We start from the raw sequence: 726 nt of genomic DNA on the forward strand, positions 1-726 counted from the left end.
ACGAAGAAGCAGAAAAGGCCTTCAAGGAAATGAAATAAAATAAAAAAGAATGGATGTAAAAATCCATTCTTTTCATTCTGTTCTGATTAAGCACTAGCGCCAGATGTTGCATCGGCATCTCCACCGCCGTGACCACCACCGGTATCTGAAGCACCAGAAGTGGCATCGGCTGCTGCAGCTGCAGGAGCAAAGGGACCACTTCCTCCAACCAAGCGTTGACCAGTTGTTTTTAGATACCAATCTAGCCAAGGCTGGAAGTTGAAGACGATTTCGTTGATACCAGCGTAAGATCCATCAGGATAGTACATTGCTTGGTAGTTGTGGGTATTGATAACACCTGCTGGTGAACCCGGCACGATTGTACGAACGTACTCTTGATCACCATTACGAAGAACACCAACCACCCATTCCACGTTCTTCATGCGAGCAGCAGGAAGAGAGTTGTGTAGAGTTGAGAGACGACCACCTGATTGGGATGGTACACGTTTGGCAAACATAGTGTCTGGATCTTGATGAGCGTTGTTATAGTAAAGGAACTGGTTATTATCATCTGCGTAAGTCAACTCAAACGGCATGGCCTTTAAGAACATGTCGATTTGGTTAACAGTCAGGATACCATGGTCAAGCTTGACATAGGTATCGCCAGAAACAGCACCAACAGCTTTTGCAGCTTTTTCTACCCATTCTGGATCGTCAGGGTCAACTTCTGTGATGGTTGTTGCGATT

The 726-nt window shown here is 45.6% G+C and carries 1 protein-coding gene; it reads right to left on the bottom strand.

What is annotated here, in order from left to right; translation table 11 throughout:
- Window positions 1–86: 86 nt before the first annotated feature.
- Window positions 87–726 (bottom strand): PAS domain-containing protein (locus D8792_RS11010; protein ID WP_142999401.1); only part of this gene is annotated, 640 nt, incomplete at its 5' end.

The sequence above is a fragment of the Streptococcus cristatus genome, from assembly GCF_003943505.1.
GTDB lineage: Bacteria > Bacillota > Bacilli > Lactobacillales > Streptococcaceae > Streptococcus > Streptococcus cristatus_E.